This is a genomic window from uncultured Pseudoflavonifractor sp. (assembly GCF_944387805.1).
Classification (GTDB): Bacteria; Bacillota; Clostridia; order Oscillospirales; family Oscillospiraceae; genus Pseudoflavonifractor.
Genome location: NZ_CALXGI010000013.1, coordinates 17,992 through 40,768, shown reverse-complemented (window position 1 = coordinate 40,768; position 22,777 = coordinate 17,992). Strand labels below are relative to the sequence as shown.

18 protein-coding genes and 1 pseudogene are annotated in these 22,777 nt (G+C 62.2%); 10 read left to right on the top strand and 9 right to left on the bottom strand.

Annotated features, from left to right (window positions below):
- Window positions 1-60 precede the first annotated feature (60 nt).
- Window positions 61-2,205 (bottom strand): annotated as a pseudogene (rnr, locus tag Q0K06_RS05585) (ribonuclease R); the annotation flags it as partial.
- Window positions 2,206-2,488: 283 nt separating this feature from the next.
- On the opposite strand from rnr, the gene fusA reads away from it, so the two are divergent.
- Window positions 2,489-4,561, top strand: a complete 2,073-nt coding sequence (gene fusA / locus Q0K06_RS05580; protein WP_294549682.1) for an elongation factor G — start codon at window positions 2,489-2,491, stop codon at window positions 4,559-4,561.
- Window positions 4,562-4,792: 231 nt separating this feature from the next.
- On the opposite strand, the gene Q0K06_RS05575 is transcribed toward fusA, so the two are convergent.
- Window positions 4,793-5,932 (bottom strand): hypothetical protein, encoded by a 1,140-nt coding sequence (locus Q0K06_RS05575; RefSeq protein ID WP_294549679.1) that lies wholly within the window; start codon window positions 5,930-5,932, stop codon window positions 4,793-4,795.
- A 173-nt stretch (window positions 5,933-6,105) separates the two neighbouring features.
- Between Q0K06_RS05575 and Q0K06_RS05570 the strand changes: the two genes are divergently transcribed.
- Entirely contained in the window at window positions 6,106-6,615 is a 510-nt protein-coding gene (locus Q0K06_RS05570; RefSeq protein WP_294549676.1) for a GNAT family N-acetyltransferase, read from the top strand.
- A gap of 100 nt (window positions 6,616-6,715) precedes the next feature.
- On the opposite strand, the gene Q0K06_RS05565 is transcribed toward Q0K06_RS05570, so the two are convergent.
- Window positions 6,716-7,411 (bottom strand): nucleotidyltransferase domain-containing protein, encoded by a 696-nt coding sequence (locus Q0K06_RS05565; RefSeq protein ID WP_294549674.1) that lies wholly within the window; start codon window positions 7,409-7,411, stop codon window positions 6,716-6,718.
- A 214-nt stretch (window positions 7,412-7,625) separates the two neighbouring features.
- On the opposite strand from Q0K06_RS05565, the gene Q0K06_RS05560 reads away from it, so the two are divergent.
- Together Q0K06_RS05560 and Q0K06_RS05555 are read left to right on the top strand one after the other, a co-directional pair.
- A complete protein-coding gene (locus Q0K06_RS05560) occupies window positions 7,626-8,156 on the top strand; it encodes an isochorismatase family cysteine hydrolase (protein ID WP_294549672.1) in 531 nt (176 codons plus the stop codon).
- 30 nt (window positions 8,157-8,186) lie between these two features.
- On the top strand, window positions 8,187-9,638 hold the full coding sequence (locus Q0K06_RS05555; RefSeq protein WP_294549740.1) for a nicotinate phosphoribosyltransferase: 1,452 nt from the start codon (window positions 8,187-8,189) through the stop codon (window positions 9,636-9,638).
- A gap of 45 nt (window positions 9,639-9,683) precedes the next feature.
- Here Q0K06_RS05555 and Q0K06_RS05550 read toward each other — a convergent pair whose 3' ends face one another.
- The 4 genes from Q0K06_RS05550 to Q0K06_RS05535 form a co-directional block, all read right to left on the bottom strand.
- Complete coding sequence (locus Q0K06_RS05550; protein ID WP_294549669.1) at window positions 9,684-10,712, bottom strand: glycosyltransferase family 2 protein; 1,029 nt, start codon at window positions 10,710-10,712, stop codon at window positions 9,684-9,686.
- Between the two features lie 30 nt (window positions 10,713-10,742).
- Window positions 10,743-11,900 (bottom strand): UDP-galactopyranose mutase, encoded by a 1,158-nt coding sequence (glf, locus tag Q0K06_RS05545; protein ID WP_294549666.1) that lies wholly within the window; start codon window positions 11,898-11,900, stop codon window positions 10,743-10,745.
- Window positions 11,901-12,002: 102 nt separating this feature from the next.
- Window positions 12,003-12,590 (bottom strand): inorganic diphosphatase, encoded by a 588-nt coding sequence (locus Q0K06_RS05540; protein WP_294549664.1) that lies wholly within the window; start codon window positions 12,588-12,590, stop codon window positions 12,003-12,005.
- Between the two features lie 100 nt (window positions 12,591-12,690).
- Window positions 12,691-13,620, bottom strand: a complete 930-nt coding sequence (locus Q0K06_RS05535; protein WP_294549662.1) for an RluA family pseudouridine synthase — start codon at window positions 13,618-13,620, stop codon at window positions 12,691-12,693.
- A 350-nt stretch (window positions 13,621-13,970) separates the two neighbouring features.
- Here Q0K06_RS05535 and Q0K06_RS05530 point away from each other — a divergent pair, with 350 nt between their 5' ends.
- Both Q0K06_RS05530 and Q0K06_RS05525 read left to right on the top strand, forming a co-directional pair.
- Window positions 13,971-14,531: a manganese efflux pump MntP family protein gene (locus Q0K06_RS05530; protein ID WP_294549659.1), complete on the top strand. Its 561-nt coding sequence runs from the start codon at window positions 13,971-13,973 to the stop codon at window positions 14,529-14,531.
- Window positions 14,532-14,720: 189 nt separating this feature from the next.
- Window positions 14,721-16,061, top strand: a complete 1,341-nt coding sequence (locus Q0K06_RS05525) for an MATE family efflux transporter (protein WP_294549657.1) — start codon at window positions 14,721-14,723, stop codon at window positions 16,059-16,061.
- A 60-nt stretch (window positions 16,062-16,121) separates the two neighbouring features.
- Here the strand turns inward: Q0K06_RS05525 and gap are convergent, their stop codons facing one another.
- A complete protein-coding gene (gene gap, locus Q0K06_RS05520) occupies window positions 16,122-17,132 on the bottom strand; it encodes a type I glyceraldehyde-3-phosphate dehydrogenase (RefSeq protein WP_294549654.1) in 1,011 nt (336 codons plus the stop codon).
- A 436-nt stretch (window positions 17,133-17,568) separates the two neighbouring features.
- Between gap and Q0K06_RS05515 the strand changes: the two genes are divergently transcribed.
- Complete coding sequence (locus Q0K06_RS05515; RefSeq protein WP_294549652.1) at window positions 17,569-18,597, top strand: HAMP domain-containing sensor histidine kinase; 1,029 nt, start codon at window positions 17,569-17,571, stop codon at window positions 18,595-18,597.
- 48 nt (window positions 18,598-18,645) lie between these two features.
- Here the strand turns inward: Q0K06_RS05515 and Q0K06_RS05510 are convergent, their stop codons facing one another.
- Complete coding sequence (locus Q0K06_RS05510; protein ID WP_294549649.1) at window positions 18,646-18,852, bottom strand: hypothetical protein; 207 nt, start codon at window positions 18,850-18,852, stop codon at window positions 18,646-18,648.
- Between the two features lie 101 nt (window positions 18,853-18,953).
- On the opposite strand from Q0K06_RS05510, the gene Q0K06_RS05505 reads away from it, so the two are divergent.
- The 3 genes from Q0K06_RS05505 to Q0K06_RS05495 all read left to right on the top strand — a co-directional run bounded on the left by Q0K06_RS05505 (window position 18,954) and on the right by Q0K06_RS05495 (window position 22,754).
- Complete coding sequence (locus Q0K06_RS05505) at window positions 18,954-21,119, top strand: Tex family protein (RefSeq protein ID WP_294549646.1); 2,166 nt, start codon at window positions 18,954-18,956, stop codon at window positions 21,117-21,119.
- A 308-nt stretch (window positions 21,120-21,427) separates the two neighbouring features.
- Window positions 21,428-22,360: a helix-turn-helix domain-containing protein gene (locus tag Q0K06_RS05500; protein WP_294549643.1), complete on the top strand. Its 933-nt coding sequence runs from the start codon at window positions 21,428-21,430 to the stop codon at window positions 22,358-22,360.
- Window positions 22,361-22,370: 10 nt separating this feature from the next.
- The gene (locus tag Q0K06_RS05495) at window positions 22,371-22,754 is read left to right on the top strand and encodes a metallopeptidase family protein (RefSeq protein ID WP_294549640.1); all 384 of its coding nucleotides are present in this window, start codon (window positions 22,371-22,373) and stop codon (window positions 22,752-22,754) included.
- The last annotated feature ends 23 nt before the right edge of the window (window positions 22,755-22,777 follow it).

Genomic DNA, 22,777 nt, shown 5'->3' with positions numbered 1-22,777 from the left:
TTCCGCAAAAAAGCGTGTCCGCTGTCACAGACAGCGGACACGCTTTTTTATTTCTACGGCTCAGCCCCGTCTCTTGCCGCCTTTGCCCGGCTTGTGGCGGGGTGGACGGCTGCGGCGCTCCCCGCCGCTCCTGCGCTCATTGCTCCGGTGCTCGCTGCTCCGGCGGGCGGCAGACCGGGCGCCCGGAGTCCGGCGGCCCTGCCGGAGTGTATCCGGGCGTTCAGGGACAGTTTCCGGCTCCATGCCGTCCAGATGGAAGGTAATCTGCCCGCTGCCCGGATCGGCGGCGGCGCACACCACGGTCAGGGGCATGCCAAAGGAGAACACCCGTCCCGTGTGCTCCCCCCGGAGGGCCATGCGCTGGTCGTCCAGATGGTAGTGGTCCCGGGGCAGGGCCTCGGCGGGGATAAGCCCCTCCACGCCCGAGGGCAGCATGACGAACAGGCCGAACTTGGTCACGCCGGACACAGTGCCAGCCATGGTCTCCCCCACGTGGGCAAGCATATACTCGGCCATGTAGAGCTTCTCAATCTCGCGCTCGGCGTTCTGGGCCGCCACCTCCCGCTGGGAGGACTGCTCCGCCGCCCGGGCGGCCACCGACGCCATCCGCTTCTCCCAGGGCATGGTTCTGCCCACGTTGGCCGGGTCGGCCTCGTCGGCAAGCTCCTGGGTAAGCACCCGGTGGACCATCAGGTCGGGGTAGCGGCGGATGGGGCTGGTGAAGTGGCAGTAGTATTTGGCCGCCAGGCCGAAGTGGCCCAGGTTCTGTACGTCATACCGGGCCTTCATCAGGGAGCGGAGCACCATGGTGCTGACGATGGGGGCCTCCGGCTTGCCCTTGACGTCCTCCAGAATCTTCTGGAGGACAAAGCTGTCCGCCTCCCGGAAGGTATACCCGAAGGGGGCCAGCATGGTCCTGAGCCCCTCCGCCTTGTCCTGGCTGGGCTTCTCGTGGACCCGGTAGACGGCGGGCTTGTGCCGGTCGAAGAGGTGCCTGGCCACACACTCGTTGGCGGAGAGCATAAAGGACTCGATGAGAGCCTCGCTTTCCCCCCGTTTCCGTACTTTGACATCCACCGGCTTGCCGTTCCCGTCGCAGACAATATAGCTCTCGCTGGTCTCCAGGTCCAGGCTGCCCCGGAGCTTCCGGCGCTTCTCCAGCACCCTGGCCAGGACGGCCATGTCCCTGAGCATGGGCAGAATATTGTCGTACCGCTTTTCCAGATCCGGGGCCTCTCCGGCCAGAAGCCTGTTGCAGTCCTCATAAGTCATCCGCTCGGTGGATCGGATGACGCTCTTGCAGATGGTGTGTTCCTCCTCCCGGCCGTCGGCGGCCAGGGTCATGAAGCAGGAGATGGTCAGCCGGTCTACGCCCGGATTCAGGGAGCAGATACCGTTGGACAGCTCCACGGGCAGCATGGGAATGACCTTGTCGGCAAAGTACACCGAGGTGCCCCGCTCCCAGGCCTCCAGATCCAGCGGGGACTTCTCCTGCACATAGTGGCTCACGTCGGCGATGTGGACCCCCAGCACCCAGCGGCCCTGCTCGTCCCGCTCCAGGCTCACCGCATCGTCCAGGTCCTTGGAGGCGGCGCCGTCAATGGTGATGATCATCCTGTCCCGCAGGTCGGTGCGCCCGGTCAGGACGTCCTTCTCCACCTCACGGGGCGCTCTGGCCGCCGCATCCAGCACGGCAGGCGGGAACTCAGGCTCAATTTCATAGTGGTAGAGAATGGCGGCGGTAGAGGACTGCCGGGTGCCCGCAGGGCCAAAGGTCTCCCGCAGGGCTCCCATAGGCGGCGTCTTTGCTGTGCCATACCCCAGCATCTCCACGGCAGCCTTCTCGCCAACGCGCACGCCCCTGGCCTTGCCGGAGATTTTGATGGGTCCGGGCAGCTTGTCCGAGTCGGGCTTGAGCCACAGGTCCCGGCCCAGCTTTTCCACCGTACCGGTGACAAATTTGTTGGTCCGCTCCACCACCCGGACCACCGAGGCGGTGCGCCTTCCCTCCTCCCAGGGCGTCTCCGGGTCGGGCGCGGCCTGAACCTTGTCCCCGTCCCAGGCCCCGCCGGTGGCTCTGGGCGGGATAAAATAGTCGTCCTCCCGGCTCTTTCCATCCTCAGGCGTCAGGAAGCCGAAGCCCCGGCTGGTGCCCTGGAATATGCCGGTAATAATCTGTTCCACTTTTTTCTTGGCCATACTTTCTCGCTTTCTCCGTTTTTATCTGTCATCTTCCATAGGTTATAGTATCCCACATTTTGCCCTGTGTCCACCTGAATTTCTGCCAAAAATGCCCCTTGTCCCCTTCACTTTGTCAAAATAATAACTTTCCGCCCCATGTCCAGAGACTCCCTCAGTCTCGTTCTATATTCTTTCTAAAAATATAAGTTGTCAGACCGCACTCTTTGGTGTATAATGACTAATATCGCAGGCCAGCCCAGGTTTGGCTGGCCGGATTGACCCTAAAAGTAAGGAGTGGAAACAACGTATGAGCTATTCCGCGCAAAACATTCGTAATATCTGCCTGCTGGGGCACGGCGGAAACGGAAAGACCTCCCTGGCAGAGAGTATGCTGTATCTGACCGGCGGCACCGCCCGGCTGGGCAAGGTCCCCGATGGCAATACCGTGTGCGACTATGATCCCGAGGAGACCAAGCGCCAGATTTCCATCTCCCTGGCCGTGGCCCCGGTGGAATATGACGGCTGTAAGATCAATATTCTGGACACTCCCGGCTATTTTGATTTCTCCGGCGAGGTCATTGAGGCCATGCAGGCCGCCGACGCCGCCATTATCGTCTGCTCCGCCAAGGGCGGTATGAGCGTGGGCGCTGAGAAGGCCTGGAAGCTCTGCGAGAGCCGCAAGATGCCCCGTCTGCTCTACATCTCCAAGACCGACGAGGACAACTCCGACTATAACGCCGCCTTTGCAACCCTGCGGGAGCGGTTCGGCAAGAACATCGCCCCCCTGGTGGCTCCCATCTGGGACGCGGACAAGAAGGTCATCGGCATCATCGACGTGCTCCACAAGCGGGCTTTTGAGTTTGTCAAGGGCTCCCGCCAGGAGATCGACGTTCCCGAGGACAAAAAGGCCGTGCTGGACGAGCTGTACGACGCCCTGAAGGAGTCGGTGGCCGAGACCAGCGAGGAGTTCATGGACAAGTATTTCTCCGGCGAGGACTTCACCTACGCCGAGATGATCCAGGGCCTGCGCCAGGGCGTAAAGGACCTGTCTCTGTTCCCGGTGCTGTGCGGCAGCGCCATGTCCGGCCTGGGCACCCGCATGCTGCTGGACACCATTGTGGAGCTGCTGCCCAATCCCCTGGAGGGGCGGCCCCTGGTGGCCGAGAACGCCGAGGGCGAGCTGGACGACTTTGTCTCCTCCCCCGGCGCCCTGCCCACCGCCTTTGTGTTCAAGACCACCTCTGACCAGTACGGCAAGTACTCCTATGTCAAGGTGCTCTCCGGCTCCATCAAGCCCGACATGCCCATGGTCAACGCCCGCACCGGCGCTACCGAAAAGCTGGGCCGCCTGTATGTGATGACCGGCAAGAAGGCCGATGAGGTCAAGGAGCTTCAGTGCGGCGACATCGGCGCCATCGGCAAGATGGACAAGCTGAAGACCGGCGACACCCTCTGCGACGCCCGCAAGGTGGTCAAGCTGGAGCCCCTTCCCTTCCCCGAGCCCTGCTACTCCGTGGCCATCGCCCCCAAGACCAAGGGGCAGGAGGACAAGGTAGCCGCCGGCCTGACCCGCATGAACGAGGAGGACCTCACCTTCACCTGGGCCAACAACGCCGAGACCCACCAGATGGTCATCTCCGGCACCGGCGATATGCAGATGGACGTGCTGCTCTCCCGGCTGAAGAGCCGCTTCGGCGTGGACGCCACCCTGTCCGAGCCCCGGGTGCCCTACCGTGAGAAGATCCGCAAGAAAGTGGAGGTCCAGGGCCGCCACAAGAAGCAGTCCGGCGGCCACGGCCAGTTCGGCGACGTCAAGATCCGCTTCGAGCCTGGCGAGAGCGAGGAGCTGGAGTTCTGCGAGGAGGTCTTCGGCGGCGCGGTGCCCAAGAACTTCTTCCCCGCCGTTGAGAAGGGCCTGCGGGAGGCCGTGCAGCACGGCGTGCTGGCCGGCTACCCGGTGGTCAACCTGAAGGCCACCCTGTTCGACGGCTCCTATCACCCCGTCGACTCCTCCGAAATGGCCTTCAAGACCGCCGCTCAGCTGGCCTACAAGGCCGGTCTGCCCGATGCCAGCCCCGTTCTGCTGGAGCCCATCGGCGAGCTGAAGGTCACCATCCCCGACAACTACATGGGCGACGTTATCGGCGACCTGAACAAGCGCCGCGGCCGCGTGATGGGCATGAATCCCGACCACGACGGCAACCAGGTGGTTGAGGCCGAGGTGCCCATGGCCGAGATGAGCCGCTATGCCATCGACCTGCGGTCCATGACCCAGGGCCGCGGCTCCTTCACCTTCCACTTTGTCCGCTATGAGGACGCGCCTCCCGCCGTCCAGGAGAAGGCCATCGCCGCCGCCAAGGCCATGCAGGCCGAGGAGTAAGCTGGCCTCATCTTAGCCGCTGGCGGCGGCCCAAGCGTTTTGCCGCAGGCAAAACCTTGATGCCGGGCGGATTCATTCCGCCCGTGCAGATAAAAGGCAGGGGGTCCCCAAAAAGCCCCGGCTTTTTGGGGCAGAAGGCCATCGCCGCCGCCAAGGCCATGCAGGCTGAGGAGTAAGTTAAATCAAACGGTCCCGGAGCATAGCTCCGGGACCGTTTTTTGTCGTTTGCTGTTAGTCGAAGGCGCCTGCTGTCACCATCCGGCCCAGATCAGCCAGGTAGATGCGCATCATCTCGTTCTGGTCGGGCATCTCGTCCCAGATGGGTTCCGGCTGCTCCCCTTCGCCGCTGATCAGCCACTCCGCCAGCTCCTCCAGCGGGCCGCACATCTGCCGGATGGAGTAGGCATAGCCCTCGCCGTCCGCGGCCGCTATGATCTCCGTCACCCGGAAAGTTCCATCCGCATCGTAACGTCCCCGGAAGGCGGTGGGACTGCCTCCGCCGCCCCATCCATCGCAGCTGCCATCCAGCTGGACGGTGTAGTAAAACCCCTCGTTGACGCTGCACACCAGCACCGTATCTCCGTCCTCCTCATAGCTGCCCCAAATGGTGAAGGAGGGAATCATCACGTCGTTCAGGTGGGTACGCACGGGAATCTGCTCCGGGTCGGCATACTGGGCCTGCAGGGCGTCAAACAGCTCGGCCGCCTCGCCGGCAAGGCCCATCTGTTCCGCCGTGGGCAGGGGCAGATCGGGCTCAGGGTTGTTCTCCAGGCTGCTCCATGTGACGCTGGCCGCCACCTGTTCCCCAAGCTCCGCCGCCGCCGCGGGCCACAGCAGCCGGAGCCGCCGCTCCCCATCCAGTGGGATGTACCAGCCGGTGCACACAATGCCGTCCGTATTCTCAGCGCCAGAGGACGCTTCATCATCAATGGGCTTTCCGTCGGCGTCCAGATTCTCGATCCGGACCGTCCTGCCGCCAAGGACCGCCGCCGCCCTGGGCACTTCATTCTCTGCAAGGAAAGCCAGGGAACAGCCTCCCATGCCCAGCGTCACTGAGGTAATCCCTCTCTCAACATCGCCGCTGTACTCCTCCGGCAGGGCCAGCTGGTAGTCCACCTGCCAGCCGCGCCTGTACAGCCTGCCGCTCACCTGAGTCCAGTCCCGGGACAGCTCCGCCCCGGCGGTCTCCGTGGGCTGCGGGGTGCTATCCGGTTCTTCGCTCTGAGCAGGGGTGGATGTGTCCGCCGGTGCTCCAAAAGTGCAGGCGGAGGTGATGAGCATCACCGCGGCCAGCATCGCCGCCAGGGCTGCCGGCCTCCGCCGGTCCAGGCAGACTTTTCCCTCTTGAAACAGCGCTGTCAATCGTTCCATGGGCATCTCCTTTCTCCCATTTCCCCGGACTGTCCGGTCAGTCCGTCCGCCCTCTGCGGCTTCATCTCCAGGTTCACCATATCCTGTTCCCGGCGGGTTGTCAAGTTTTTCTTCCCTTTCCTGTCTTGGCGGAGTATACTGTGGGAAAGAATTTCAGAGGAAGTGAAGCGAATATGACGGGAATTCGTCTTGCCCGCCCGGAGGACGTGGACGCGGTCTGGGCACTGGTACAGCGGGCGGCGGCCCATATGCAGGCCCTGGGCAATCCCCAGTGGGGAGAGGACTACCCCACCCGGGCTCACTACGCCGCCGACCAGGCCCGTGGTGAGCTGTACGTTGCGGTGGACGGGAATGGGGCCATCCTGGGGGCGGCATGTTTCAACCAGGAGCAGGCCCCCGAGTACGCCCCGCTCCCCTGGGCAGTCCCCGGCCCTGCCATGGTGCTCCACCGGCTGGCAGTAGACCCGGCCGCCCAGCGCCGGGGCGTGGGGCGGAGCTTCTTCCGGTTTGGCGAGGCCATGGCCCGCCGTCTGGGTCTGCGCTCCTTTCATCTGGACACCTACGCCCGCAACGGCCGGATGCAGGCGCTGATTCGCAGCCAGGGCTTCACCCAGGTGGGCGTGGTCCACTTCGACCGGGAGGGCCGTCCCGACGGCTTCCCCTGCTTTGAAAAGGTGCTCTGAGCCGGACTGCCATGCTTTTCCCCGTTCTTCTGCCTCTGGGCCTGATTCCGAATAAAAATGACCTCCCTTCGCCAAAATGGCAGAGGGAGGCATATTTCTGTTATGGATCGCAGCGGCTCAACGGCTCATCCTTTATCTGACCGTTTCCGTCAATCCATTTCTTCGCCCAGGCAAACAAGGTCTCGGACATCGGGAGAAAATCAATGGCCCCGCCGTTTTTTATGCTCAAAAAGGTATCCACAACGGCCTGTTCATCAGGAAGGGCGGCGCTGCGCAGTTCTCTTTGATGTTTGATATATGTTCCCGTCTGCTCAAAGACAACTGCCTGCACAACAAAAGTGGCGGCCTTATACAGTCCCCGTAAAACATCCTCGCTCTTTTCATGGAGCATATTGTGGACACATCCGTGAAATATGTTGCAGGCGCCGGTTTTGATCGCTCTCCTGACTGCGGTTTCGTCAATTGAGCCCAGCACTTCATCAAGGCTTCCCTTGATGGGCGTTGTGTCATAATAAAACTGAAAAAGGTCGGACGGGTCCCAGTTCAAAATTTCTGCTTTTCCCGAAAGGAACCCACAAATCCGTTCTCTGTGGGGCAAGGTATCCAGCATCGTATTGTAGGCCTGAATATCCAAAGCAGACAGTTTATCCAGTATTACAACAGCATCAATATCGCTTGCCGGGGTTGCTTCTCCACGGCCATAGCTGCCCTGCAAACCGGCAAACCAGACGCGGGCGCCAAAGGTCTCATTTAATTTCTGCAAAAAAACATGCATCCAACCGCTGATATCTATCATCTTAACCACCTTTTGAAACCTTATTTATCCTTTTCTCCACTTTAACAGATCCGGCCGGCAATTTCAACGCTCTGTGAAAATGCCCGCGCCAAAACCTCCGGGACTTGAAGAGGAACCGCGCTTTCCCTCGGCTGTCCTTGCTTTTTTGGCAGGAATCACATATAATGGGGAAAATACAGCCCGGCATCTATTTTCATTCAGGAGGTTTGCCCCCATGAAAAAGCTGCTCATTGTGGTGGACTATCAGAAGGATTTTGTAGACGGCGCTCTGGGTTTCCCCGGTGCGGAACTGCTGGATGTCCCCATTGCGGCCAAAATTGCCGCCTATCACGCCGCCGGAGACGATGTGGTCTTTACCTTTGACACCCACGCCCCCGACTACCTCTCCACTCAGGAGGGCCGCAAGCTGCCTCTGGCCCACTGCATTCGGGGCAGCGAGGGCTGGGCGCTGTACGGAGAGACGGCCAGAGCTGCCCGGGAGGACGACCGCCGCTTTGAGAAGCCCACCTTTCCCTCCCTGGCTCTGGGCGAGTGGCTGAAGGGACAGAACTACGGGCAGATTGAGCTGGTGGGCCTGGTGTCCAACATCTGCGTGCTGTCCAACGCAGTCATCGCCAAGGCGGCCCTGCCCGAGGCGGAGATCGTGGTGGACGCCGCCTGCACCGCCTCCTCCAATGCCGATCTCCACCAAAAATGTCTGGACGTGCTGGAGGGCATCCAGGTGACCGTCACCCACCGGACGTAATTGCGCTGTGCGCTGAAAGGCTGAGCAATGATGAAAAAGAATCCCATGAACTATACTCTGCTGTGCGACTTCTACGAGCTCACCATGGCAAACGGCTACTTCCAGGCCGGTATGTCGGAGCAGATCTGCTACTTTGACGTGTTTTTCCGCACCGTGCCTGACGGAGGCGGCTTTGCCATTGCCGCCGGTCTGGAGCAGGTCATCGAGTATATTGAAAACCTGCGCTTTGACGAGGAGGACATTGAATTTCTCCGGGGCAAGAACACCTTCAGTGAGGACTTTCTGTCCTACCTGAGGACCTTCCGCTTCACCGGCGACATCTGGGCCGTGCCCGAGGGCACCCCCATCTTCCCCGGCGAGCCTTTTATGACGGTCAGGGCCCCCGCCATTGAAGCCCAGTTTATCGAAACCTACCTGCTTCTCACCCTGAACCATCAGTCCCTCATTGCCACCAAGGCCAACCGAATTGTCCGGGCCGCCGCCGGGCGGCCGGTGAGCGAATTCGGCTCCCGCCGGGCCCAGGGCAGCGACGGCGCCGTGCTGGGCGCACGGGCGGCCTATATCGCCGGCTGCGCGGGTACTGCCTGCACCCTGGCCGACCAGATGTACGGCTCTCCCGCCGGCGGCACCATGGCCCATTCCTGGATTCAGATGTTCCCCGACGAGTATACCGCCTTTAAGACCTACTGTCAGCTCTACCCCCACTCCGCCACCCTTCTGGTGGACACCTACAACGTGCTCAAGTCGGGCGTGCCCAACGCCATCCGCGCCTTCAAGGAGGTTCTGCTGCCCCAGGGCATTACCAAATGCGCCATCCGGCTGGACAGCGGCGACCTGACCTACCTGTCCCGGAAGGCCCGGAAAATGCTGGACGCAGCCGGACTCACCGAGTGCTCCATTGTGGCCTCCAACTCCCTGGACGAGTATATCATCCGGGACCTGCTGCTCCAGGGGGCCAGAATCGACTCCTTCGGCGTGGGCGAGCGGCTCATCACCTCCAAGAGCGAGCCGGTGTTCGGCGGCGTGTACAAGCTCGCCGCCGTGGAGGACGAGGCGGGCAATATTATCCCCAAAATCAAAATCTCGGAGAACCCGTCCAAAATCACCAACCCCCACTTCAAGAAGGTGTACCGCATCTTTGAGAACGAGACGGGCAAGGCCATGGCCGACCTGATCTGCGTCCATGACGAGGTCATCGATCCCAGCCGGCCTCTGGAGCTTTTTGATCCGGAGGCCACCTGGAAACGCAAGACGGTTACCGATTTCACCCCTGTGGAGCTGCTGGTACCCATCTTCCAGGGGGGCAAGCTGGTGTACCGCTCCCCCTCCATCACTGAGATGCGGGCCTACTGCGCCGCCCAGATTGACCTCCAGTGGGATGAGGTCAAGCGGTTTGAAAACCCCCACAACTACTATGTGGACCTGTCTCAGAAGCTGTGGGACATCAAGCACGAGCTGCTCAGGCAGGCAGGCCATCTCTGAGACGCGGCAAAACCGGCTGTTCCCAAGGGAACAGCCGGTTTTTTATCAGTTGAACTTGTAGATCTTCCGGGCCATACGGTACAGCCCCACGGACAGCTTCCGGCCCTGGTAGCCGGGGATGTTGCCCACAAAGGACACTGCCCGGTACTTGAGCTTGTGGTAGAGCCGGACGTCCACCGAACGGAGGTACTCCCACAACTCGGTCTTTTTGCCCAGCGCGGCGGGCGAGCCGTCGATGATGAGGAAGATGGAGGAGATGGTCATCATCATGGCCAGGTAGTTGCGCATGTACCGGCCCAGCTTGGGCTGCACGGCGAGCACCCGGCGCAGGTCGTGGGCGTCGATCATCAGGCGGGTCACCCGGACCTGCTGGTCCACACGGCTCACCATCACCTTTTCGTTGACGCTCTGGTCCGCCCGGCCGATGAAGTACCGGTACAGATCCAGGTCCATGTAGTACATGGTCTTGACATAGGGCAGGGGCTGGTAGACAAAGATATTGTCCACATAAAAGGTATGCTTGGGCAGCTCCAGGCCGCACTTGCGCAGCAGCTTGGTGCGGTAGATAACCGAGTGCATCAGCAGATACTGGGAAGCGCGGAACCGGCCGATGTCATTCCAGGTAAAAATTCTGTCTCTGGGGAACACATTGGCATAGCCCATAACCTTGCGGGTGTTGTCCTCCACGTGCTCATAGACATAGTTTGCGATGACCATGTCCACCGGGCGCTCCATTTTGGCAAACTCACGCAGCTTGCCCAGCACCTTGTGGAGGGCGTCCACGTCCAGCCAGTCGTCGGAGTCCACCACCTTGTAGTAGATGCCCGAGGCGTTGCGGATGCCCTGGTTCACGCCCTCGCCGTGGCCGCCGTTCTCCTGGTGGATGACCCTGACAATGTCGGGGTACTGGTCGGCGTACCGGTCGCAGATGGCAGGGGTGTCGTCCTTGGTGGAGCCGTCGTCCACCAGGATGATCTCGATGTCGTCGCCCCCCTCCAGGAGGGTCTGGATGCAGTGATCCATGTAGGCCGCCGAGTTGTAGCACGGCACGGCAAAGGTAATAATCTTATCCATTTTTCTCTCACCCTTCTCTTTGCCGGGCCCTCAGCCCAGCAGGCGGTCCGCCAGCTCCAGGGCCCGGACCACAATGGCGTCCATGTTATAGTATTTGTACTCCGCCAGCCGGCCCAGCAGGTGGAAGCCGGGCAGGGCGTCGGCCAGGGCCCGGTACCTGGCGTACAGGGCGTTGTTCTCGTCGTTGATAATGGCGTAGTAGGGGGTCTCCTCCGCCGCGCCGGTGTAGGCGCGGGAGTACTCCTTGACAATGGTGGTGCGGTCGGGCAGCTCCTGGCCGGAGAAGTATTTAAACTCGGTGATGCGGGTATAGTCCTCGCTGACGGTGTAATTTACCGTGCCCCGGGGCTGGAACCACTCCACCGGGTAAGTCTCGAACTTGAAGTCCAGGGTGCGGTAGGGCAGGCGGCCGAAGCAGCAGCCGAACAGCTCGTCCACCGCGCCGGTGTATACCACCGTGCCCGTAAAGGGCGCTCCGTCCAGGGACAGGCCGGCGGCGTCCAGGTGGAGGCGGTCGGCGGCGTCCACACCCAGCTCCACGGTGATATTGGGGTGATCCAGCATGTGGTCAAAGACCGGGGTATAGCCGTCGGCAGGAATGCCCTGCCAGGTGTCCTGGAAGTACCGGTCATCCCGGGAGAGGAACACAGGCACCCGCGCGGTGGTGTTGGGGTCAATCTCCTCGGGCCTCTGTCCCCACTGCTTCATGGTATAGTGGACAAACACATTCTCATACACATAATCCGCCAGGGCCTTGATCTCCGGATCCTCACTCTTGCGCAGCTCCAGAATGGTGACCTTCTTCTCCGCGCCGTAGGTCTCCACCAGCTTTTTCTCCAGCCGGGCGGCCTTCTCAGGTCCGTAGGCCAGCTCCAGGGAGGTCAGGTTAAAGGGCACAGGCATCATCGTGCCGTATACGTTGGCCACCACCCGGTGCTGATAGTCCCGCCAGGCGGTGAAGCGGGAGAGGTAGTCATAGGCCCGCCGGCTGTTGGTGTGGAAGATATGGGGGCCGTACTGATGGATGAGCACGCCGGCGTCGTCCAGCCGGTCGTAGGCGTTGCCGCCCACATGGTCCCGCCGCTCCAGCACCAGCACTTTTTTCCCGCCCCGCTCGGCCAGCTCCCGGGCAGTCACCGCGCCGGCAAAGCCGGCGCCGATAACCAGGCAGTCGTACTTCTGACTCATGGAATGAACACCTCGCAGCATAATCTTTCCTTCATCTTACCAGATTGTGTGGATAAAATGAACGAAAAAAGTATTAAGAAAGCCTTAAATTGGCGAACTATTTCAGCGATCCGAGCCGCCGAACCGGTCAAAGCGGCCGTTGACAGGGCCGTTGGTACTGCCCAGGAAGGTATCGCTGTAGTGGTCGATGGCCTGCTGAATAACTCTGACGGCCGCCTCACGGCCATTGACCTCGCCGGCCACGGTGTCCTTGCCCTCCAGCTGCTTGTATACCGTGAAAAAGTGGGCCATCTCGTCAAAGACGTGGGCGGGCAGGTCGCTGATGTCCCGGTAGACGTTGTAGGCCGGGTCAGTGAAGGGGATGGCGATGATCTTCTCGTCGTTCTTGCCGTCGTCCAGCATGGAGATATAGCCGATGGGGTACACCCGTACCAGGGTCAGAGGGTCCATGGACTCAGAGCAGAGCACCAGCACGTCCAGCGGGTCCCCGTCGTCGCCGTAGGTCCGGGGAATAAAGCCGTAGTTGGCGGGGTAGTGGGTGGAGGTGTGGAGCACCCGGTCCAGAATAATGAGGCCGGTCTCCTTGTCCAGCTCATACTTCTTCTTGCTGCCCTGGGGGATTTCGATGACGGCCACAAAATCCTCCGGAGTAATGCGCTTAGGGCTGATATCGTGCCAGATATTTGACATTCAGCAGGCTCCTTCTTTACTCATAAAGTTTTTTCACGCGCCCTGCCGGGCGCGTCTTGTGTACTGCGGTATTCTTTATTATATCTGATTGTTCCCCGCTTTACAACGCGCTTTTCCTATCTTCGGGCCTGCTGCACCCATTTTCCGCCCCGGGGAACAGGCGGAGGAAGGGTTTTGGAACCGGCGCGGTCACCGTCAGTGGCGAACCGGTCCGGGGGTCGGTGATGGTGAGGCGGACGGCGTGGAGGGCCAGCCGGTCCATGGGGCCGGAGCCGTCGCCGTACTTCCTGTCCCCTGCCACAGGGCAGCCCAGGTCGGCCATGTGGACCCGGATCTGGTTTTTCCGGCCCGTGTCCAGAGCCACCCGCACCAGGGCGTACTCCCCCGCCCGAGCGAGCACCTTGTAGTGGGTGACGGCCTCCTTGCCGCTGCTGCCCGGTCCGGCAGAGTAGACCACCCGGGTGGAGGTCTCCTTCAGCCAGGAGCGGACCACGCCCTCCTCCTGCTCCGGCGCGCCCGCCGTCACAGCCAGGTAAATCCGCTCCTGCACCAGGCTGTCCCAGTTCTCCTGAAGGGCCCGCTTCATGGCCTCGTTCCGGGCGAAGAGCACTGCGCCCGAGGTGTCCCGGTCCAGCCGGTGGACTACAAAGAGCTTTTTCTCCCGGCTGCCGTCCCGCAGGGTGTCGGAGAGCAGGCGGTAGGCGGTGCGCTGCCGTTCCCCCTCGTGGCCCACAGTGAGCAGCCCGGCGGGCTTGTCGATGGCGATAAGGTCCCTGTCCCGGTAGAGGATGGGGAAGGGAGCCTTGGCCTGCTCCTCCCTGCCCTGGGGCAGGATGGTCACCACCTCCCCCGGCTCCAGGGGCCAGTCAAAGCGGGTGACAATTTTCCCGTCCACCGCCACCTGCCGTCCGGACAGCAGGTGCTTCATCGCGTTTCGGGACTTCCCTCTCACCTGCGCCAGCAGGAACTCCAGCAGATAGCCCCGCTCCGTCACAGGATAGTGTCGCTCCGCCGCCGTACTTTTTCCCATGGTTCTCCCTCCGGCCTGTAGTTTTTCTCAGTTAAGCCTGCAACATTTTATCACAGCGCCGCCTGAATGGCTACCCCGGACCGGGGTGGAAATCCTCCCGTTTTTTCTTGACAGGCAGGGCCGGAAAATGTTAGAATGGACGAACATAAGGGAGTAGTCGGCGCGGCATGCGCGGCGGAGCCAACATACTGGGGCCTCGGGCCTCTGGTTCAGCCTGAAATGACGAGACTTATCTGCCAGGGGGGCGGATAGGTCTCTTTTTGTTTGCCTGTTTTGGGAAAAACTGCGCCTCTTTCTCCCTCTCCGGCCGTTTGGCCGGTCCAAATCCCCCTAACCGGAGGTTTTTTGCTATGGGTCTTCTGGAACTATTTATTTTGGCTGTGGGACTGTCTATGGACGCCTTCGCCGTCTCCATCTGCAAGGGTCTGTCGGTGGGCAGAGTGCGCCCGGTCCACATGCTCTCCGCCGGGCTGTGGTTCGGCGGCTTTCAGGCCCTGATGCCCTTCCTGGGCTGGCTGCTGGGCTCCCAGTTCGAGGCCCTGATCACCAACATCGACCACTGGATTGCCTTTGTGCTGCTGGCCTTTATCGGCGGCAGCATGGTCAAGGAGTCCCGCAGCGAAGAGGAGCGCCAGGACAGCTCCTTCTCCCCCGCCGCCATGCTCCCCCTGGCCCTGGCCACCAGCATCGACGCGCTGGCTGTGGGCGTCACCTTCGCCTTTCTGCAGGTGGACATCGCTCCCGCCGTGGCCTTTATCGGCGTAATCACCTTCCTGTTCTCGGCGGCGGGCGTCAAGATCGGCAGCGTGTTCGGCGCCAAATACCGCTCCGGAGCCGAGCTTTTCGGCGGGTGCGTACTTATCCTCATCGGCCTGAAGATTCTGCTGGAGCATCTTGGCATCCTGGGCTGAGGGCTTGACATCCCCCCGCTCCCTATGTTATCCTCTCTTACGACAATTTGTTTTGTGCCGGCATTTACCACCGGGTAAATGCAGTCTGTGCCTGTATATATTCCGTAGGTCTTAGAAGGAATATATTCAGGCACTTTTTTGCTCTGCGGGGCCGGACAGGCCCTATCTTTGAAAGTGAGGGATTCACCAATGGATGCGCGCAATCTGAACCGGACCTTTGCCCGGTACATGTCCCTGAACATTCTGGGCATGGTGGGTATGTCGGGCTATATCCTGGCGGACACCTTTTTCGTGTCCAGCCGTCTGGGGTCAGACGGCCTGGCAGCCCTGAACCTGGCCATCTCCGTGTTTGGCTTTATCAACGGCCTGGGCATGATGCTGGGCATCGGCGGCGCTACCCGGTACGCCATCTGCAAGGCCCGCGAGGATGACCGCGAGGCCAACGTCTCCTTTACCCTGTCCCTGACTGCCGGCATTGGCGCGGGAATCCTGCTGGTGGTGGCCGGCCTGCTGTTCTCTCAGCCCCTGGCCAGGCTGCTGGGCGCAGAGGAGCGGATTCTCCCCATGTGCGCGGTGTACCTGCGCACCGCCTTTCTCTTCGCTCCCTTTTTTATTCTCAACCACATTCTGGTGACCTTTGTCCGCAACGACGGCAGCCCCAAGCTGGCCATGGCGGCCATGCTGGTGGGCAGCCTGTCCAACATCGTGCTGGACTACCTGTTCCTCTACCCTCTGAACATGGGCATCTTCGGCGCCGCCCTGGCCACCGGCATGGCCCCTATCATCGGCATTGCCATCTCTTTCTTCGGCCACATCTTTTCCGGGCGCAGCCAGTTTAAGCTAGTGCCTGCCGGCCTGTCCCTGCGGAAGACGGCCGCTGTGGCCTGGCTGGGCATCGCCGCCTTTATCAATGAGTTCTCCTCCGGCATCACGCTGGTGGTGTTCAACCTGCTGGTGATGAATGCGGCGGGCACTGTGGGCGTGGCGGCCTACGGCGTAGTGGCCAATCTGGCTCTGGTGGTGCTGTCTATTTTTACTGGTATCTCCCAGGGCTGCCAGCCCCTTCTCAGCCGCGCCTACGGCATGCAGGATCTGGCGGTGGTGCGGCGGGTATACCGCAAAGCACTGGTGCTGGCCGCTGTTCTGGGCCTCGCGGCGCTGGCCGCCGCCCTCCTCTTCCCCGGGCCGCTGGTCTCTATCTTTAACAGCGAGGGCAACGCCGCCCTCCAGGCTATCGCCGAGCCGGGTCTCAAGCTCTACTTCATCGGCTTTGTCTTTGTGGGCTTCAACTTCGTCACCGCCGCTCTGCTGGGGGCCACAGAGCATGCGAGCGCCTCCTTCCGCGTCTCCTTCTTCCGGGGCTGCCTGGGCATTGTGGCGGCCGCCTGTCTCTTCGCCTTTCTCTTCGGCATGACCGGCATCTGGCTGGCCTTCCCCGCAGTTGAGCTGATAACCCTTTTCCTCAGCATCCGGCTGGGCCGCCGGGCGCTGGCCGGGACGGCGCTCCCCGGCGCGGAATATCCCGCCTGAGGCAAAAAAATCCCCTCCGGATTGCTCCGGAGGGGATTTTTTATTCCGTTCAGGACCAGCTTACTTGTGGTCGACGGAGTACATGTGCTTGATGAGCTCCAGCACCTTGTTGGAGTAGCCCACCTCGTTGTCGTACCAGGACACGACCTTCACAAAGGTGTCGGTCAGGGCAATGCCGGCCTTGGCGTCGAAGATGGAGGTGCGGGTGTCGCCCAGGAAGTCGGAGGAGACAACATCCTCGTCGGTGTAGCCCAGAACGCCCTTCAGCTCGCCCTCGGAGGCGGCCTTCATGGCGGCGCAGATCTCCTCGTACTTGGCGGGCTTGGCCAGATTGACGGTCAGGTCAACCACGGACACGTCCAGGGTGGGGACACGCATGGACATACCGGTCAGCTTGCCGTTGAGCTCGGGGATAACCTTGCCCACGGCCTTGGCGGCGCCGGTGGAGGAGGGGATGATGTTGCCGGAAGCGGCACGGCCGCCGCGCCAATCCTTCATGGACACGCCGTCAACGGTCTTCTGGGTGGCGGTGGTGGAGTGGACGGTGGTCATCAGGCCGTCGGTGATGCCGAAGGCGTCGTTCAGAACCTTGGCAATGGGAGCCAGGCAGTTGGTGGTGCAGGAGGCGTTGGACACGAAGTTCATGTCGGAGGTGTACTTGTCCAGGTTCACGCCGCAGACGAACATGGGGGTGTCGTCCTTGGAGGGGGCGGACATGACAACCTTCTTGGCGCCGGCCTTCAGGTGGGCCTCAGCCTTCTCCTTGGTCAGGAACAGGCCGGTGGACTCCACAACGTACTCAGCCTCCAGCTTGCCCCAGGGAATGTTGGCGGGGTCACGCTCAGCAAAGACGGGGATGCACTTGCCGTTGACCACGATGCCGGTCTCGTTGCTGCTCACCTCACCGGCGAACTGGCCGTGCATGGTGTCGAACTTCAGCATGTAAGCCAGGTAGTCGGCGGGGCACAGATCGTTGATGCCCACGATCTCGATCTCGGGATGATTCAGACTAGCGCGGAAGACCATACGGCCGATGCGGCCAAAGCCATTGATGCCGACTTTAATGCTCATTTCAATTCTCTCCTTTAAAAATCTTCGAGGGATCCTCGTGTGCCCCTATTATAGCCTATCTTGTTGCGTTTTTAAAGAGTTTTTTTGAAATTCCCTAAAAATTTTGCTTTTTTTATTCAAGTTATGGCAAGTGCGTTCAGAAAGAGCCTTAAGTCTGGCGTAAGTATCTTTCCGCTCTCCTTTGGCCCGGTGTTCCTGTCTTTTTTCCCCCGCTTATCCTTCTCAAGCCCATGCCGTTCCGGTTTCTCCTTTCCTTCAACGATTCTGAGGATGGAAAGCGCGGGGCTTATGTGCCGTTTGCCTTGATTCGACAGTTTTCGACAATTTCCCTTGTTGCACGGGCCAGATTTTGGTATACTGAAAAAAACGCAGTTCCGCCGGGAACTGCATAAGCTATAATGCGGCAAGCGATAATGAACGGAGGTGAGCGCAGCCAATGGACAGCGCGCCGTTCTCTTCCTTTTCTCTGGATCACGTTCCCTTCCCCGCGCTGATTGTCCGGGATGGAACGACGGCGTCCTGCAACAGCGCGGCGGCAGAACTGTTGGGGCTGGCCCCCGGCGGGCCGCCCCCCGATTTCCTCTCCGGTTTCTCCATCCAGTCAGGCTCTGCCACCGGCACCTGCATGGCTGCCGGCCGGAGTTGGCGTCTCTCCCTGTCCTTACAGGAGGACGGGATACTGGCGGTTCTCCTCCCGGAAGATCCGGTAAGCTCTCCCTTCCCCGGTACCGCCGCCCTTCTGGAGCAGATGCGGCAGCATGTGGGCAATCTGACCGCCGCCGCCCAGCTTATTGCCCCCGCCCTGCAGGAGGCAGGGTCCAAGTACGATCAGTATCTGGCGATTATGAACCAGAGCTTTTACCGGATAATGCGCCTGATGAACAACGCCGAAACCGCCGGCGCTCTGGCGGATGGACGGCTGACCCTGTCCGCCGGGCCTCTGGATCTGGCCGGGCTGTGCCGGGAGCTGTACCGGGAGGTGTCCGATCTGGCGGAGGCCGCCGGTGTGTCCTTCCGCTTCGACAGCCAGTGCGGTTCCCTTCTCACCACCGGGGACAGCGGACTGATTCGGCGGATGCTGCTTTGTCTCATCTCCAACGCCCTGGGGGCCGCCAAGACCGGCGGCCGGGCAGGGCTGCGGCTGACAGAAGTAAACGGCCGGGCCATCCTCACCGTATGGGACAGCGGCGCAGGGCTGGACAGCAGGCGGAAAGCCGGCGGCGCAGGCACAGGGCTGCCCATTGCCCGGCAGATCGCCGCCCTCCACGGCGGCGCGCTCATGCTGGAGAGCAGGCCGGGAGAGGGACTGCGGGCCACGGTGTCCCTCCCAATCCAGCGGCCGGACCGTTCCACCCTCCGCACGCCTACGCAGGCCTTTGACGGCACCGGCGGCTTCTCCCCCGTGCTGGTGGAGCTGGCCGACGTGCTGCCCTGGCAGGTTTTCCGCCGGGAGGGCATGGAGTGAGATCGAAAAAATACGGGGGCCTCGGCGCACACCGGGGCCCCCATGCTTTTATTCTGCCTTGATAAGCCGGTTCAGCTCCTCCTGAACCCGGACATTGCCCGCTTCCTCCTCCCGCTCCAGGCCGGCCAGCTCGGTGCGGAACCGGGATACAGCCTGCTGGGCCTGGTCAGCATAGCTCCTGGCCCCGTTCCGCTCTCCCCACTCCTTTCGCCACTTTCCCTTTTCTATTCTCCCTGCTCCCCTGCCGCCGCGCAAGCTTTCCCCTGGACTTCCGGGGGGAGATGCCGTAAAATATATTCCGCAGGACAAGCCTGACGGCGCCGCCGCCAGGCATTTCTATATGAAGGAGTTTTCCAATGGAGACCATCGTTCAGATTCTGGCCCGTGAGCTGGGCCGCAAGGAAGAGCATGTTCAGAACGTCATCACCCTGCTGGATGAAGGGAACACCATCCCCTTTATCGCCCGGTACCGCAAGGAGATGCACGGCACCATGGACGACACCACCCTCCGCACCCTGGCTGACCGCCTGACCTACCTGCGCAGCCTGGACAAGCGGCGGGAGGAGGTCAAGGCCTCCATTGAAGGCCAGGGCAAGCTGACCGAAGCGCTGTCCTCCGCCATCGACGCCGCCGCCACCCTGGCGGAGGTGGAGGACCTGTACCGCCCATACAGGCCCAAGCGCCGCACCCGGGCCACCATCGCCAAGGAGAAGGGGCTGGAGCCTCTGGCCCAGCTGCTCTTCGCCCAGAGCCGGGACTGCCCCGCCCCTGAGGCGGCCGCCGCCGACTATGTGGACCCCGAAAAAGGAGTCAGCTCGGTGGAGGAGGCCCTGGCAGGCGCTTCCGATATCATCGCCGAGGCCGTCAGCGACGACGCGGACCTGCGCAAGCGCCTGCGGGAGCTGTGGCGGAGCAAGGGCCGCCTGGTGTCCAGGGCGGCGGATAAAGAGCCGGAGGACACGGTATACCGCCTGTACTACGACTTCAAGACCCCGGTGTCCCGGGCTATGGGCCACCAGATTCTGGCCATCAACCGGGGCGAGCGGGAGGAGGTGCTGAAGGTCTCGGTGGAGATGGACCGGGAGGCCGCCCTCATCGCGGTGCGCCGTGCGGTGCTGGTGCCCGGGGCCCCCTCCATGGCCTTCGTCCGCGCCGCCGCCGAGGACGCCTACGACCGGCTCATCGCTCCCAGCATCGAGCGGGAGATCCGCAATCTCCTCACCGAGCAGGCCGACGAGGGCGCCATCAAGATGTTCGCCTTGAACCTGAAGCCCCTGCTGATGCAGCCGCCGGTGAAGGGCTTTGTCACCATGGGTCTGGACCCGGGCTACCGCAATGGCTGCAAGGTGGCGGTGGTGGACGGCACCGGCAAGGTGCTGGACACGGCGGTGGTCTATCCCACCTTCAGCGAGCGGAAAAAAGAGGAGGCCATCGACGCGCTCTCCAGGCTCATCCGCAAGCACGGCGTGGCCCACATCGCCATCGGCAACGGCACCGCCAGCCGGGAGACTGAGCAGATGACGGTGGAACTGATTAAGCGGCTGGGCGGCGGCGTCAGCTACATGATTGTCAGCGAGGCGGGGGCCAGCGTGTACTCCGCGTCCAAGCTGGCCGCCGAGGAATTCCCCGAGTACGACGTAAACCTGCGCAGCGCCGTGTCCATCGCCCGGCGGCTCCAGGACCCTCTGGCCGAGCTGGTGAAGATCGACCCCAAGGCCATCGGCGTGGGCCAGTACCAGCACGACATGCCCCAGGCCCGGCTGGATGAGACGCTGTCCGGCGTGGTGGAGGACTGCGTCAACTCGGTGGGCGCCGACCTGAACACCGCCTCCGTTCCTCTGCTTACCCGGGTGGCCGGTCTCAATGCCGCCACCGCCAAGAACATCGTCAAGTACCGGGAGGAGAACGGCGCCTTCACCTCCCGCAAGCAGCTGCTGAAGGTACCCAAGCTGGGCCCCAAGGCCTTTGAACAGTGCGCCGGCTTCCTGCGGGTGCCCGAGAGCGCCAATGTGCTGGACAACACCGGCGTCCACCCCGAGAGCTACGACGCCGCCGGAAAGCTGCTGGAGCTGTGCGGCTACGGCATGGCCGACGTAAAGGCGGGCAACCTGTCCCAGCTGCCCCAGCGGGTGAAGGATTTTGGCGAGGAGAAGGCCGCCCAGGCCTGCGGCGTGGGCGTGCCCACCCTGCGGGACGTGGTGGGCGAGCTGATGAAGCCGGGCCGCGACCCCCGTGACGAGCTACCCAAGCCCATCCTGCGCACCGACGTAATGGAGATGAAGGACCTGAAGCCGGGCATGGAGCTCACCGGCACGGTGCGCAACGTCATCGACTTCGGCGTGTTTGTCGATATCGGCGTCCACCAGGACGGCCTGGTCCACATCTCCCAGCTGGGGGCGGGCCGCCGGGTAAAGCACCCCAGCGAGGTGTGCGCCGTGGGAGATGTCGTCACCGTCTGGGTGCTGGAAGTAGACGAAAAAAAGAAGCGCATCTCCCTCACCATGAAGCGCCCTCAGGGCTGACAGGGCTGTACAGGGACCCGCCGCAGGCGGGACGCGGCGAGTGCCGCGTACAAGCGTTTCGGCAGCGCCGAAACCTTGCCGCAGGGGCAATTCACTTGCCCCGAGGATGTAAAATCCGGGGTCCCCGCACGGCTCCGGCCGTGTGGGGCAAAGAAGAAGCGCATCTCCCTCACCATGAAGCGCCCCTCCTGAGCCGAAATTGGCTCCGCAACCTGAAGTTGCGTGAAAAAATCCCTGCCGAAACGCCGGGTTGGTGGTAAAACCGGCCTCCTTCCGGCAAAATGGTGCTGAAAGGAGTGACCATTCCAATGACCCATTTTGAACATAACCTGCCCATTCTCCGCCGCCGGGCCGGGTACACCCAGGAGAGCCTGGCCGAGGCCCTGGGCGTAAGCAGACAGGCGGTGAGCAAGTGGGAGAGCGGCCAGAGCCTGCCCGAGGCCGCCACCCTGCTCACTCTGGCCGACCTGCTCTCCTGCTCCCTGGATCAGCTGATGCGGGAGGCGCTGTCCGAGGCGGACTTTCCCCCGCCCCATGCCCCTGACGCCGCGGCCGAGGAGGCACGGTACGCCCTCTTTGTGGCCTATGACCAGCACATGGACCGGTTCTCCGCCCTCATGGCCGCCGGAGTATTCCTGTCCATTGCCAGCCTGGCAGCCCTGCTGGCGGGCTACCTGAAGTGGGGGAGCACCGGCCTGATAGTGCTGCCCTTCTTCCTGTATATTGCGGCGGCGGTGTTTCTGTTTGTCTGGAGCGGCATCGCCCACAGCGACTTCTGCAAGGCCCACCCGAAGGTGCCTCCCTTCTACAACACGGAAGCCATCACCGCCTTCCGGAAACTGTTCCGGGCGGGCATCGCCGCCGCGGTGGCCGCCATTCTGGTGGCGGTGGCGCTGCTCATCGGACTGTCCGTCCTGTGGCAGTTCCTGCCCAATGGCAACGGCGATACGGCGGCCTGCACAGTATTCTTCCTGATTGTGGCCGCCGCAGTGGGGGTTATGGTATATCTGGGCATCCAGCACAGCAAGTACCACGGCAGCGGCGCCGCCCAGGAGGACGGCGGCAGCGGAGAGTACGAACCTGACGGGCCCTCGGACCGCCGGTGCAGCCTCATCATGTTGGCAGCCACCGTTATTTTTTTGAGCGCGGGTCTGATCTTCAACGCCTGGCATCCCGCCTGGGTGGTCTTCCCTGTGGGGGGCCTCCTCTGCGGCATAGTGGATACCCCAGGCAGGAAATGAGAGGCGAGAGATGAACATGACCTTTGACGAGGCGGGGGAGGCGCTGGACCGGATGGCAGAGGAGTTCCCCGAGGAATTTTACGCCGGCCTCAACGGCGGCATCTCTCTGCTGCCCGACGAGATGCCGGACCCGGAGTTCCCGCCGGGCGAGATGTACATTCTGGGCGAGTACTGCGACGACCAGATGGGCCGGTACATTCTCCTGTACTACGGTTCCTTCGCCGCCCTGGCCGCCAGAGAGGAGTGGACCGAGGAGGACTGGGAGGAGGAGCTCTATGCCACCCTGGCCCACGAGTTCACCCACCACATTGAGGGTCTGGCCGGCGAGCGGGGCCTGGATTGGAAGGACGAGGCCTTTCTGGAGGCCTGGCGGGACAGACGGAAGAGCGAATAGCGGACGTAATAGAGACCGCCCTC

Excerpts from the sequence above, each read along its gene's own strand:
- fusA (WP_294549682.1), top strand. The coding sequence starts at position 2,489 with ATGAGCTATTCCGCGCAAAACATTCGTAATATCTGCCTGCTGGGGCAC.
- Q0K06_RS05575 (WP_294549679.1), bottom strand. The coding sequence starts at position 5,932 with ATGGAACGATTGACAGCGCTGTTTCAAGAGGGAAAAGTCTGCCTGGAC.
- Q0K06_RS05570 (WP_294549676.1), top strand. The coding sequence starts at position 6,106 with ATGACGGGAATTCGTCTTGCCCGCCCGGAGGACGTGGACGCGGTCTGG.
- Q0K06_RS05565 (WP_294549674.1), bottom strand. The coding sequence starts at position 7,411 with ATGATAGATATCAGCGGTTGGATGCATGTTTTTTTGCAGAAATTAAAT.
- Q0K06_RS05560 (WP_294549672.1), top strand. The coding sequence starts at position 7,626 with ATGAAAAAGCTGCTCATTGTGGTGGACTATCAGAAGGATTTTGTAGAC.
- Q0K06_RS05555 (WP_294549740.1), top strand. The coding sequence starts at position 8,187 with ATGAAAAAGAATCCCATGAACTATACTCTGCTGTGCGACTTCTACGAG.
- Q0K06_RS05550 (WP_294549669.1), bottom strand. The coding sequence starts at position 10,712 with ATGGATAAGATTATTACCTTTGCCGTGCCGTGCTACAACTCGGCGGCC.
- glf (WP_294549666.1), bottom strand. The coding sequence starts at position 11,900 with ATGAGTCAGAAGTACGACTGCCTGGTTATCGGCGCCGGCTTTGCCGGC.
- Q0K06_RS05540 (WP_294549664.1), bottom strand. The coding sequence starts at position 12,590 with ATGTCAAATATCTGGCACGATATCAGCCCTAAGCGCATTACTCCGGAG.
- Q0K06_RS05535 (WP_294549662.1), bottom strand. The coding sequence starts at position 13,620 with ATGGGAAAAAGTACGGCGGCGGAGCGACACTATCCTGTGACGGAGCGG.
- Q0K06_RS05530 (WP_294549659.1), top strand. The coding sequence starts at position 13,971 with ATGGGTCTTCTGGAACTATTTATTTTGGCTGTGGGACTGTCTATGGAC.
- Q0K06_RS05525 (WP_294549657.1), top strand. The coding sequence starts at position 14,721 with ATGGATGCGCGCAATCTGAACCGGACCTTTGCCCGGTACATGTCCCTG.
- gap (WP_294549654.1), bottom strand. The coding sequence starts at position 17,132 with ATGAGCATTAAAGTCGGCATCAATGGCTTTGGCCGCATCGGCCGTATG.
- Q0K06_RS05515 (WP_294549652.1), top strand. The coding sequence starts at position 17,569 with ATGGACAGCGCGCCGTTCTCTTCCTTTTCTCTGGATCACGTTCCCTTC.
- Q0K06_RS05505 (WP_294549646.1), top strand. The coding sequence starts at position 18,954 with ATGGAGACCATCGTTCAGATTCTGGCCCGTGAGCTGGGCCGCAAGGAA.
- Q0K06_RS05500 (WP_294549643.1), top strand. The coding sequence starts at position 21,428 with ATGACCCATTTTGAACATAACCTGCCCATTCTCCGCCGCCGGGCCGGG.
- Q0K06_RS05495 (WP_294549640.1), top strand. The coding sequence starts at position 22,371 with ATGAACATGACCTTTGACGAGGCGGGGGAGGCGCTGGACCGGATGGCA.